The following is a 12,003-nucleotide window of genomic DNA, read 5'->3' as shown; positions in this document are numbered from 1 at the left end:
TTGTTATTGCAATTTGCCAAAACATATTTTCCTTTAATTTTCTAAAAAAAGAAATTCAGGTTATCTCCTGAATTTCTCTCTCCTTTGGAACAACTTTATATTTATATATTTTTATAGCAATCAAATAAATTAATAGTCTAAAATTTCTCCTTGCAAATAACATTCCTTTAAGTATCCTAAAACACTATAATATAATGATGAATTAAAATTTGTTATCTCATCCACTAACCAGGAACTTAATACTTCTATTGTTTTACTTATTAAATCATCTTCATCTTCAAGTAATGATATTATTAATCTGCTATACAATCTACCTATTGCTAATGCTCTTGGAGGTTTATCTTTACAATATACTTCAATATCATAATCACCATACTTAATATTACACTTTTCTATAAACTCATGACAGACTGCATCAATTGATTCTGAGTGCATAACTTCTGCGTTTAGATATATAAACTCAATATTACTTTTCTCTAAAGCACTGACAATTGTTTTTCTTCTATTATTAGTCTTTCTACCTAAAACTTCAATAACATAGCATAAATAATATAAATTATCTTTTTCTTTATTACTTAATTGCACTATCATCAACTCCTGTAACAAATTCATGATCATTATATTTTAAACATTGAAATGCTCTTGGAGTATGAAAACTTATTTGATAAGTTGGATGTCTAAATTTAACTAATTCCCAAAATGCAGTTCTACTTACTGTTCCTTCTAAAAAATCTGATACCCAATCCCATATTACATCATCAGCCATAGCACCTTCAACTATATCGTAATCATGTTGATTTCCTACTCTGCAGCTAGCAATAAAATCTAACCATTCATCATTTAAATCTTCAAATTTCAATATCTTTAAATTTGAATTTTCAACATAAGTATAACTATTTATAACACCTTTTTCATTACTTCTTCTTATTGCCCATTTGTATGCTTGCTTTTTTATATTTGTACAGTAAAATCCCCATCCAAAATCTTTATAAAATTTTGTTGCCCTTACAAAAGGCTCTGTTAATATATCTAAACTTCCATGATATAAAATTTTACTCTTCATTACGTTCCACCTATATTTTCTTGCATATATTCTCATCTATACATCCTAATCATTGTAAAAAAACTGTTCTCATCCTACTCCTAATGCCTTAATTATAGTATCTTTAGCATTCTGATAAAATGAAATTTAAAACTTAGCAAATAATTTTAAATGATTATACCTAGGTTATTCTTTATTTTTCATATTTCCTTCTAACTTTTTAAAATCATCTTTACTTAAATATCACTAAAATATTTCTAATCATACCTATGGGAATTTCTTTTAATATATTGCTGTGTATACGGACATATCTCAATACACTTTCCACATAAAGACATTTCTATTCCTATTCTTTGTTTTAGTAGTTCTCTTGCTTTTTTACGACATTTAAAAGGATCTAATAGTTCTTCTCTTGTTGAATTTATATTCCACAACTTACCTTTTATTGCTGTTGCTGGGCAAGCATCAACACACTTACTACATTTTCCGCACCTAGAATCATTGATAGGCATATCTGGTATGACTGGCATATCAGTTAGTACTGAAGAGATACGAACTGCACTACCATATTGTTGAGTAATTAAAAGAGCACTTTTGCCAATCCAACCCATTCCTGCCCGTGTAGCAACTGTCTTATGAGGTAAATAAGTAGTCAAATTTTCATCACTAGTAACATATGTTGAAGTTTGAGCTAATGCACTATATCCCTGCTTCTCTATGTATCTTACACAGTATATAGCGATATCATCAAGTTCTTTGTTTATTTTTTTGTATTCTTCATAATATTCTTTTGTTGGTCCTTCATAAATACCTTGTATAACTTTAGGCTTTAATTTTATTGCAAATGCAATACCATACTTTAGATTATTATGCAATGAAGTATTAAGGCTATTTAAATCCGCAAATCCAACCAATGATGCCCATAGACTTTTTAGATATGACTTTAATTCATTCTCCATCACAATACTTTCTCCTAACTCAAAGAATTGATAACATAAATTTAAAATAGTTTTAAATCACTAATTTCACAATAAGTCCTTCTTTAATTTCTCTTATAATACATTCTTCAGGAGTTTCTCTTTTCTTTTTAACAATTTTATACTTACATGTTTTGCACTTTCTTTAAAAGTTTAATTAAAAGTATTTTTTTCTACTCCTGGCAGGATACTATAAATAGATTTTCCTATTTTACCCTCAAAATATTCTTTTATTTCAAAGGTTTTCTTCCATTTCTCTAGTGTAAAATCAGTAAACCCATATCTCATAACCACATCAACCATCCTTTTTTCTATTAAACAAAACCCTGATGGAAGAGCCAGTACATCACATAATTGAATTAATTTATCGTATGAATTATATTCAATATTACCTAAATAATTTTTAATAAAGTCGTATTCTGTTTTAGTTAAATCCATTTCTCCACATATATCATCTACATTACTGCATAAAAAACCATGAGTGATTGAAATTCTAGCCACAAAATCATATCCATTTTCTAATGCATAATTATATCCATCAATAGCATGTCTTACATAATGTCTACCATTCCTTCTTCCAATATCGTGAAGCAATCCCAGTACATAAGCTGTATCTTCATCCAAATCCCTATCATATTGAGCAATTAAAGCTGCTGCCTCTGCTACATATCTTGAGTGTTCCACCCATGGACCAGGATTTAAAATAGATGCTTCCTCTAATATTCCTTCAGCTATCTTTCGATTGGGAACTTTGTATTTCAACTCTTCCATGATTCTTCTCCTTATTACTTAAATAAATTAATAGTTTAAATTTTTTCATAACTTTATCTAAACTATTCTATAGTCACCATTCAAATCCCTTTAAATGAAAAAACCATGAAACTTATTTTTAAGAATCATGGTTTTTGTTTTAAATTTTCATATTAATAGCATATGCAAATAAAATTATTACATAAAGTAAAAAATTCATGTAAGTCATTTGTTAATTTTACAACTTGTATATATGGTAAATATACTATCTGCAAATTAATCTTTTAATCTAAGAATATTTGATACATTTCTATTTTTACTGTATTTAAACTCTATGATAAAAATATAATTTACATTTTTAGAAAATATAACTATATTCTAAACACTTATATAGTAAATGGGTTATTTTTATTTTATAGTGTTCCCGGTTCATTTTTTAATTCCTAAAATTTATAATTTATAATCTGGGGTAATGTGGTCTAGCTTACACGTATGACCTCATTGCCCCTATTATAATAATCCTAAACTTTTAAATCTTCAAATTAATTCGCATCAGTATTTTGATCTACTTCTACTTTAACCTTTTCTTTATATAGCCAACCATCAACTGTAACTGTGATATCCTTATCAATTGATAAAATATGGTCACTATATATCGTGCTCCATATTCCAATCCATCTTTCATCTTCTACTACTATATCAATATTACGTGCACTCCTAGGAATTACAAGCACTGCTTTTCCATGGCTCAATATACCATCCGTTGATTGTTTAACTTGTTCCCCATTTATATAATAATAAACTGTCACACAGCATACATATGATGCATTTGAATTTACTTTAACGAATATTGTTTCACCGTGCTCTAAACTTTCTAAATGTGTTTTAGCAATTAAAAAATCATAACCCACTTATATTCCTCCTAAAAATTAAATTTTTATTTATTGGTTATAATTTATTATATTCTAAAATAATAAAATTGTTAAAAAAGTAAAAATATATATCATAAACTATAAAAATCCAGAAATAAAGTGACTAATTTCCTTTGGAGATAGTCACTTTATTTCAATATTAATAACTAAAATTAGCCTAAATATTTATATCTCACTAATATCTAAACCCTCATCTACATCTCTATTAAAACTCCTTTTTAAATTCAAGACACATAAGATAATTAGTATAACTGCAATGCTTGTAAAGGAGTTACCTATACCGATTAAATTGTATAGTGGAGTAGCAATTAAAAGTCCTAGGATAGCAAAGAGAGTTAGTAGTATTTTGTAGAAGGAGAATACTCTTCCAAGATACTCTTTAGGTATGCTATTTTGAATTATAGTGCTAGAATATATCCCCTGAAGGTTTTGAGCTAAACCTAAGATAATTAAAATTCCAAAGGTTATAATAAAGCTTTGTGAATATCCAAATATAATATAGCTAATACCAATAATTACTGTAGAAAGAGTAAATAATGTTATATGATTTTTCTTAGATAATACCTTAACTACGAAAGGTACTGAAAGTCCTCCAAGAGCCAAAGCATAAGAAAAGTAAATAATGCCTTCTGGGTTTAGATTTAATAAAACATCAGAAACTGCTACTTTATAGGTTTCATAAAACCTTCCTAATACTGCAAACATGCTCATTATAATAAATACAGTTTTAACACTAGAATATCTTGAAAGTATCTTATATCCTTCAATGCCACTTTTTATTATTCCAGACCTTGTTGCAGCTTTATCAGACTTTATAAAGTCATATTTAATTAGACTAAATAAGACTCCAGCAATTAAGAAGCTTATAGCATTTATAGTAAACAAAATATTGCTACCATAAAGCTTATAAAGAACTCCTCCAATGGCAGGAGAAAGAAATACACTGGTGGATTGTAAAAATGAAAAAATAGAATTAGAGTAGGACAGCTCTTCATTAGATACTAATTCAGGAAGAATGGCAGTTTCAGAGCTTACATCAATGTCATTAAGAGATTGCAGAATAAATGCTAGAATATACACGAGCCATAATCTCTGTTCATTAATAAAAATAAAGAGAAAAGCAAAAATTACACTAACTAGATTAGTAACCATAATAACCCTTTTCTTATTATAAGAATCAGCTATGAGTCCTGATAAATACAGCATAGGAATTCTTAAAACACTCCTAGAAAGCCACATAAGAGCCACTGCACCAACGGATTTTGTTAAGCTATATATGTATACAGTTACACCTATATTGTAAAGATAATCTCCTATAGAAGAAATAAGTCCTCCAATAGATAACAAAGTAAAGTTTTTATTTTTAAATAAATCTTTGTACAAAGCACCATCCCCTAAACAATTATTATCTTTAGTTTAATAGCAAAATTTAGAAATTTAAAGTCTATATTTTGCATTTTTTAAGTGATATAATTAAGTTAGGGAAATAAATTATTGAAAAAGAGCATATTTATGTGTTATCAATATGATTTAAAGTCTTTATATTAACTCTTCAATTTTATCATATAATTCATCTGCCGAATCTGCCAGAATCATTTCGTCATTAACAAGTGCATATGGATTAGTGGCACAGTCTCCACAATATCCTAAGCATGATTCTACTGTTACATCTACGTCAGGATAATTCTCTTGTAATTTCTTCATGGTATCTTCAGTTCCATATGTAAAATTATTTTCACAAAATTTTATTTCTGTCATATTTATTCTCTCCTTTATTTTTTACTTTGTATGTTATCCAATAATTCTGTTACTGAAATTTTAGATAAATCAATAGCTTCTAAGGATATTTCTTTTTCTATGGCTGATTTTAATATTGGTGATCGTTTCGTATCTCCAATTACAATAGCCCCTACTATTTTTCTATCTCTTACAAACACCTTCATATATTGACCTTCATCATTATCCTCTACAAGAACATTAGTTGCATTATTTTCATCTACACATCCCATAGAAAATAAGGATAATTTAAAAGCGTTTAAAGTAGTAACAGGAACAATATGCTTATAAGTACTATCTTTTCCTATAATATTATATCCTACAACTTTACCCTGGCCTATTGATATATTCCACAGTCCTGGAACAAAGTTATCAAGTTCAGCAACATCACCTGCTGCATATATATCTGCTATATTAGTTTCCATCTTTTCATTTATAACAATTCCTTTTTCACACTTAATAGGCGTATCTTCAAACATTTCTATATTAGGCTTTATTCCAGCAGAATATATAACTTTGTTACAAGGCATAAATTCATCTGAACTTGTTACAACACCTTGAACCTCATTATTTCCTGCTATTTTATTAACTCTCGTATTTAAGTATATATTAATGCCAAACTTTTCTACTGAATCCTGAAGTATTTTAGATGCCCTTTCATCTAATTGATTTGGCATTAGTCTAGATTGAATCTCAACAATAGAAACATTGATTCCATGCTGATTCAAATTCCAAGCAGTTTCTAATCCTTGTATTCCTCCACCAATGTTTATAACATTTTCACCTTTTTTTATTTTACTTTTAATATCCCATGCATCCTGTAACGTTCTTAAGTTAAAGACACCGACTTTTTCTATGCCTTCAACTGGAGGTTTATTATTTCTTGCTCCATTTGCTAACAAAAGTTTGTCATACTTAAGTATACTTTTATCACATAAAACTACTTCTTTATTTTCAATATTAATCTTTGTTACTTTTTTGCTTACGTAAATATTAACCTTATTTTCTTCATACCAAGATTTCTTTAGAAGAAGAGTATTATCTTCAGAGAGTTCATCAAATAGATTCTTAGACAATTTTATTCTGTTATATGGGTAAAATTTCTCCTCTCCAAATATAAATACTTCTGACTCTTTATCTACTTCTCTTATGGCTTTCACCGCAGTAATTCCTGCTATTCCATTTCCGATTATAATAATCCTATTTGTCATATTAATTCACCACCCTTTTATATTCCTTTTGAATATACTGCTGATGGGTTTGGAGCTAATACTACAAATAATGACATATTATCATTGCCAGTATTTTTTATACTAAACACTTCTACTCCTTTACAATGAATTACATCTCCTTGTGTTATTTTATTTAAATTTCCATCTACAGTCATTTCACCATCTCCACAAAGTACATGAATAAGTAAATCACTTTGCTCATGATTATGTGGTGGCACTCCTTGCCCTGGTCTAAAATTTAAAACAAAATTCAATATCTTATCTTCTTTATAAATTATTTTCTTAGTTAAGGATTCATCATTGTACATTATTTTGTCAGATATTTTTTCTATTTTCATAAATTAATTCTCCTTCATCTTTGGTTAGTATTATATAATATAATTCTTATGCTATTAGTATTATGTAATTTTCATATTATTATTAAATATCTTTTTAAAGTATAATAAGTTATAAAAATAATATAAGCTAAGAACACCTTACTGTTCTTAGCTTACATACCTATTAGCTTTTAAATAATCTTGAATATATTTACACTGATTAAATATAGGTTCATATACATCATTAAACATTCCTATAAAATCTATGCTTTATTACACTTTCTTAATTTCAAGCTATATTTAGCAAGTCCTTATAAGATTATTCCTAACTTAATTTTCATATTTCAATATTTTACCTACTATTTGTTCTCTAGGTATAGGTCCTATATTACGAGAATCTGTTGACTTTATTCGATTATCTCCCATAACAAAGTATTCATATTCTTTTAAGGAAATTTCCATATTATCATTTATTTCTATAGAATAATATACATATGGTTCATCTAGTAATTTCCCATTAACATAAACTTTTGATTTATCTAAAATAATAGTTTCGTTAGGTAATGCAATTATCCGCTTTAGTATTATTATAGGTTTATCATTTTCATACACCAGTACACTTACAATATCGCCTCTTTTAAGTTTTATCTTTTTATCATAGGTAACTAATAATTTTGCTTTATTTTTAATTGTTTTATTCATAGAATTTCCTGATGCAGTTGCATACCCAAGCTGCATTTCAAATACCTTTACTGCACCTTTTAACCCATATCCAAATGAAAATAAACAAATCATTAATATAAAAATTTTTCTATTAAACTTTTTTTCAGATAAGAACTTTCTCATATAAAAAACCTCCAACAATTGAAAGAAAACACAATTATCATTCCAATTATATATGAAATACATGAAAATATTATTACATATTTAAATAAATCAATGATAGAATACTTTTTCAACTTAATCCCCCCTAGACTAATTAACACTTTAATACTATTGGTTAACCCATTATTTTTGATATTTTTTCCTTATCATCTTATTTATTATTAAATCCATTAACCATATCCCCAGCATTTTGTAATTTTATTACTCAACCTAAAAATGAAAACATACCACCCAACAATAAAGTTATTACCAAAAATATAATCATAATTCTCCTCCCTAATAATAAATAATTTATAAAATTATAAAAAAAGACTAGACATTTTTATTTTAAAATGTCTAGTCTTATATGCTTTTATACTTTATAAATTTTTAATTCAATCTTATTACAAATAATAAATATTTATCTTAAAATTTAATATTTTTACATCACGCTTCTGCTATCTATTCAACAGTAACTGATTTTGCAAGATTTCTCGGCTTGTCTACATCGCAACCTTTTTCCATGGACATGTAGTAAGAGAATAGTTGCATCGGAATTATAGCTATAACTGGAGCTAATAAGTCCATTACTTTTGGAATGTAGATTGCTGATTCTACAGATTTTTCTATATCTGTGTGACCTTCTTGAGCTACTGCAAACACTCTAGCTCCTCTTGCAATAACTTCTTTCATATTACTTACAGTCTTATCAAATAAGTCTTCTTGAGTTGCCATAGTCACTACTACTGTTCCTTCTTCAATTAAAGCTATTGGGCCATGTTTTAATTCTCCTGAAGCATAAGCTTCTGAATGAATATAAGATATCTCTTTTAATTTTAAAGATCCTTCCATTGCTATAGCATGATCAAGGCCTCTTCCTAGGAAGAACATGTTATTTTCACAGCAAGTTTTAGCTGCTAGAGCCTTAACTGCATCATCACACTTAAGTGCTGCTTCTGCTTTTTCTGGAAGAGCTAACATTTCTGTTTTAATAGCTTCTATCTTATCTTGAGCTACTGTACCCTTTTGCTCTGCAAAGAATAGAGCAATTGTGTACATAGCTATTAATTGAGTTACATAAGCCTTTGTTGATGCAACTGCTATTTCTGGACCTGCCCAAGTGTATAGTATATCATCGGCTTCTCTTGAAGCTGAGCTTCCAACTACATTAGTAACAGCTATTACTCTAGCACCCTTTTTCTTAGCAAGTCTTAAAGCTGACATAGTGTCTGCTGTTTCTCCAGATTGGCTAACAACTATCATAAGAGTGTTTTCGTCTATTATTGGATCTCTATATTTAAACTCAGATGCTATATCTACTTCAACTTGTATTCTAGCAAGTTTTTCAATAATATTTTTTCCAACTAATCCAGCATGGTATGCAGTTCCACATGCTACTATATATACCTTGTTTAATTTTTCTATTTGTTCTTTTGTAATAGTTATATCATCGATTCTTATAGGTTGACCAGGAATAATCCTTGAAGCCATAGTATCTCTTATAGCCTTTGGTTGCTCATGGATTTCCTTCATCATGAAGTGATCATATCCACCTTTTTCAGCAGCATCAGCATCCCAAGTTACATTAAATACTTCTTTCTTAACTTCTTTTTCATTTTGGTCATATATTTTTATTCCATCTTTAGTCATAACAACAAATTCTTTATCTTCTAAAAGATAAACTTTTCTTGTTTGATTTAATACAGCTGGTATGTCTGAAGCAATGAAGTTTTCATCTTCTCCAAGACCAACTATTAATGGGCTTTCATTTCTTACAGCTACTAGTTTATCAGGCTCATTAGCGGCTATAACTCCTATAGCATAGCTTCCTTCTAGCTTTTTAGTAACTTCCATTACTGCCTTTAGCAAATCCCCTTTATAGTAGAAATCTACAAGGTTTGGAATAACCTCAGTATCTGTTTCTGACTTAAACTCATAGCCTTTTTCCATAAGCCATTCTCTAAGTTCCATATAGTTTTCTATAATACCATTGTGAACTACAGATATAGTTCCATCCACATTAGTATGAGGGTGTGAATTTAAATCTGATGGCTTACCATGAGTAGCCCATCTAGTGTGTCCTATACCTATATGTCCTTTTATTGGGTCTTCTTCTAACTTTTCCTCTAAATTTGCAAGTCTACCTTTGCATTTTGTAAGATCAATACCCTTCTCATTTAGTATAGATACTCCAGCTGAGTCATATCCTCTATACTCCAGTTTACTTAATCCTTCAATAAGCAGTGGTGCTGCTTCTCTCTTTCCAAAATAACCTACTATTCCGCACATAAAAAAATCTTCCTCCTAAATGTCTTCTATTTCAAATTAGATTTAACTCTATATGAATAAGAAAAACCTTTGATTTAGTATGATCTTTAAAAATACTTATCAACTTATCCACATTTAGTTAAGGTTTTACACCAGATTGCTTTGTAACAGGAATCACTTCCTGTCTTTATCAATCGTTAACGGTAGTGCGATACCGTGGGGCACCCGCCGAAGATTCGATACTCCCCATCCTCGTCAACTCCTCGGAGTCCTGGCGCTTAGTTATGTGGTTAGACTATTTCCTCCTTTCCAACACTTGGTTTTCAAAGTGTATTTTAAAAGAGTTAGGATGTCCACATTTTATATACTCTCCTCTACTCATACTCCACATATACGATATAAAGAATAATAAAGTTTGTGAACTTAATATTAAAATTAATTTTTAAAACCAAATTTTAATATTTATTTATCCAAAATCTAAAACCAATTAACCTCATTATATTATATTCATTTAATACATTTTGGTCAATGGTATTTATTAATAGTGTCTATTAAATGAAATTCATCTATATATACATATCCTAATTATAATATTATTCAATTAAATATTATTTTATTTCAAATTAATTCCACAATTATTAATATTTATTTAATTCTAATGTGAATTATACAAATATTTATATATAAACATAGCTAAAATTTTTTATATATAAATATTTAACTATGAAACTATAAATCTATTTACCTATAAAACTATATAACTAGTTAACTAGTTGTTCTCCCCATGCGGCCTTCCAGGTTTTTCACATTTAAAATATAAAATAAATAATATAAAAATGTATAGTAAGCTTGACATGGAATGTAAAGCGTACTATACTTAAATTGTAAAGCATACTATACATTTAAATTCTAATATTTATTACAAATAATATTAATAGAACAGGATGTGATAAGTTGAAAAATAAAATCCAAGAACTTCGAAAAGAAAAACGTGTTACGCAAAGTGAACTTGCTGATGCCGTAAATGTTACTAGACAAACAATTATCTCTTTAGAAAACGGGAAGTATAAAGCTTCATTGGTGCTGGCCCATAAAATTGCTCAATATTTTGAAATGAATATTGAAGATATCTTTATTTTTGATTTAGAGGAGGAAAATTTATGTTATTAAAAGCCATTCTATCTAATGCAACAACGGATAAGGACTACAAAAAAGTACTAAAGAAAAGAATTTCTTTACTTTACATTGTGATTATTCTAGGAGTAGCCACTCTAGCTATTAGCTTTATATTCTCTATTGGAAAATATAATTATCTACCTGATTTTTTAAGTGGATTTTATACAGGAATCGGCGCTTCACTAATTACAATAGGTTTAATATTTATCATTAAGATAAAAAAACTTTTAAAAGATGAAAAGAAATTAAAAGAAAAAAGATTAGAAGAACAAGATGAAAGAAATCAATTAATCACACAAAAATCTTTGTACTCTGCTGCTATTATATTAAATATTCTTGCATATATCGGTTTGATGATATCTGGAATTTTTAACCTTGCTGTATTCTGGACTCTATGGACTGTCCTTATTATATTTATGGTTATATTTGTTATCCTACAAGTATACTATAGTAAAAAACTCTAATTGAATTTTATAAGTAAAAAACAGGCTTTTACAAAATATATCATTAATCTGATATAGAGTGTTGAGCTTGCACTTTATATTATTGTTAGCGAATGCCATTTGGAGGGATATTAGATTTACTTAGTATTTATGAATGGTAAAATCGTTAAGTAACACAACTTGCTTGAGTGTATACGAGTTGTTGTGTTATAGATTTTTCCTTGAA

General features: G+C 28.3%; 13 protein-coding genes. 2 read left to right on the top strand and 11 right to left on the bottom strand.

Annotation, left to right across the window (positions count from 1 at the left end; all coding sequences use genetic code 11):
* Positions 1–129: 129 nt before the first annotated feature.
* From B2694_RS04750 to glmS, 11 genes are all read right to left on the bottom strand, one after another.
* Entirely contained in the window at positions 130–585 is a 456-nt protein-coding gene (locus B2694_RS04750) for a hypothetical protein (RefSeq protein WP_346884759.1), read from the bottom strand.
* Complete coding sequence (locus B2694_RS04745) at positions 572–1,063, bottom strand: DUF3990 domain-containing protein (protein WP_346884758.1); 492 nt, start codon at positions 1,061–1,063, stop codon at positions 572–574. The genes B2694_RS04750 and B2694_RS04745 overlap by 14 nt, the downstream gene beginning before the upstream one ends.
* A 236-nt stretch (positions 1,064–1,299) precedes the next feature.
* On the bottom strand, positions 1,300–2,001 hold the full coding sequence (locus B2694_RS04740) for a 4Fe-4S double cluster binding domain-containing protein (RefSeq protein ID WP_346884760.1): 702 nt from the start codon (positions 1,999–2,001) through the stop codon (positions 1,300–1,302).
* A gap of 171 nt (positions 2,002–2,172) precedes the next feature.
* Positions 2,173–2,790 carry an HD domain-containing protein gene (locus tag B2694_RS04735; protein ID WP_346884757.1) on the bottom strand — a complete coding sequence of 206 codons (618 nt, stop codon included), beginning with the start codon at positions 2,788–2,790 and terminating at the stop codon, positions 2,173–2,175.
* Between the two features lie 521 nt (positions 2,791–3,311).
* Positions 3,312–3,680, bottom strand: a complete 369-nt coding sequence (locus B2694_RS04730) for a hypothetical protein (RefSeq protein ID WP_346884756.1) — start codon at positions 3,678–3,680, stop codon at positions 3,312–3,314.
* A gap of 186 nt (positions 3,681–3,866) precedes the next feature.
* On the bottom strand, positions 3,867–5,084 hold the full coding sequence (locus tag B2694_RS04725; RefSeq protein ID WP_346884755.1) for an MFS transporter: 1,218 nt from the start codon (positions 5,082–5,084) through the stop codon (positions 3,867–3,869).
* Between the two features lie 156 nt (positions 5,085–5,240).
* Complete coding sequence (locus tag B2694_RS04720) at positions 5,241–5,459, bottom strand: DUF1450 domain-containing protein (RefSeq protein WP_346884754.1); 219 nt, start codon at positions 5,457–5,459, stop codon at positions 5,241–5,243.
* Positions 5,460–5,473: 14 nt separating this feature from the next.
* Positions 5,474–6,688 carry an NAD(P)/FAD-dependent oxidoreductase gene (locus tag B2694_RS04715; protein WP_346884753.1) on the bottom strand — a complete coding sequence of 405 codons (1,215 nt, stop codon included), beginning with the start codon at positions 6,686–6,688 and terminating at the stop codon, positions 5,474–5,476.
* Between the two features lie 17 nt (positions 6,689–6,705).
* The gene (locus B2694_RS04710) at positions 6,706–7,047 is read right to left on the bottom strand and encodes a cupin domain-containing protein (RefSeq protein ID WP_346884752.1); all 342 of its coding nucleotides are present in this window, start codon (positions 7,045–7,047) and stop codon (positions 6,706–6,708) included.
* 309 nt (positions 7,048–7,356) lie between these two features.
* Positions 7,357–7,872 (bottom strand): signal peptidase I, encoded by a 516-nt coding sequence (lepB, locus tag B2694_RS04705; RefSeq protein WP_346884751.1) that lies wholly within the window; start codon positions 7,870–7,872, stop codon positions 7,357–7,359.
* 480 nt (positions 7,873–8,352) lie between these two features.
* Complete coding sequence (glmS, locus tag B2694_RS04700) at positions 8,353–10,179, bottom strand: glutamine--fructose-6-phosphate transaminase (isomerizing) (protein ID WP_346884750.1); 1,827 nt, start codon at positions 10,177–10,179, stop codon at positions 8,353–8,355.
* A gap of 933 nt (positions 10,180–11,112) precedes the next feature.
* Here glmS and B2694_RS04695 point away from each other — a divergent pair.
* On the top strand, positions 11,113–11,328 hold the full coding sequence (locus B2694_RS04695; RefSeq protein WP_346884749.1) for a helix-turn-helix transcriptional regulator: 216 nt from the start codon (positions 11,113–11,115) through the stop codon (positions 11,326–11,328).
* Positions 11,319–11,798 carry a hypothetical protein gene (locus B2694_RS04690; RefSeq protein ID WP_346884748.1) on the top strand — a complete coding sequence of 160 codons (480 nt, stop codon included), beginning with the start codon at positions 11,319–11,321 and terminating at the stop codon, positions 11,796–11,798. The genes B2694_RS04695 and B2694_RS04690 overlap by 10 nt, the downstream gene beginning before the upstream one ends.
* The last annotated feature ends 205 nt before the right edge of the window (positions 11,799–12,003 follow it).

The sequence above is a fragment of the Clostridium sp. UBA4395 genome, assembly GCF_002390995.1.
Taxonomy (GTDB): domain Bacteria; phylum Bacillota; class Clostridia; order Clostridiales; family Clostridiaceae; genus Clostridium_J; species Clostridium_J sulfidigenes.
Note: the sequence above shows the minus strand (reverse complement) of the source record. Positions and strands in the feature narration are given on the sequence as shown.

What these genes read in the sequence shown, in the direction of transcription:
- B2694_RS04740 (WP_346884760.1), bottom strand. Translation starts at nt 2,001, where the DNA reads ATGGAGAATGAATTAAAGTCATATCTAAAAAGTCTATGGGCATCATTG.
- B2694_RS04715 (WP_346884753.1), bottom strand. Translation starts at nt 6,688, where the DNA reads ATGACAAATAGGATTATTATAATCGGAAATGGAATAGCAGGAATTACT.
- B2694_RS04745 (WP_346884758.1), bottom strand. Translation starts at nt 1,063, where the DNA reads ATGAAGAGTAAAATTTTATATCATGGAAGTTTAGATATATTAACAGAG.
- B2694_RS04710 (WP_346884752.1), bottom strand. Translation starts at nt 7,047, where the DNA reads ATGAAAATAGAAAAAATATCTGACAAAATAATGTACAATGATGAATCC.
- B2694_RS04690 (WP_346884748.1), top strand. Translation starts at nt 11,319, where the DNA reads ATGTTATTAAAAGCCATTCTATCTAATGCAACAACGGATAAGGACTAC.
- glmS (WP_346884750.1), bottom strand. Translation starts at nt 10,179, where the DNA reads ATGTGCGGAATAGTAGGTTATTTTGGAAAGAGAGAAGCAGCACCACTG.
- lepB (WP_346884751.1), bottom strand. Translation starts at nt 7,872, where the DNA reads ATGAGAAAGTTCTTATCTGAAAAAAAGTTTAATAGAAAAATTTTTATA.
- B2694_RS04720 (WP_346884754.1), bottom strand. Translation starts at nt 5,459, where the DNA reads ATGACAGAAATAAAATTTTGTGAAAATAATTTTACATATGGAACTGAA.
- B2694_RS04735 (WP_346884757.1), bottom strand. Translation starts at nt 2,790, where the DNA reads ATGGAAGAGTTGAAATACAAAGTTCCCAATCGAAAGATAGCTGAAGGA.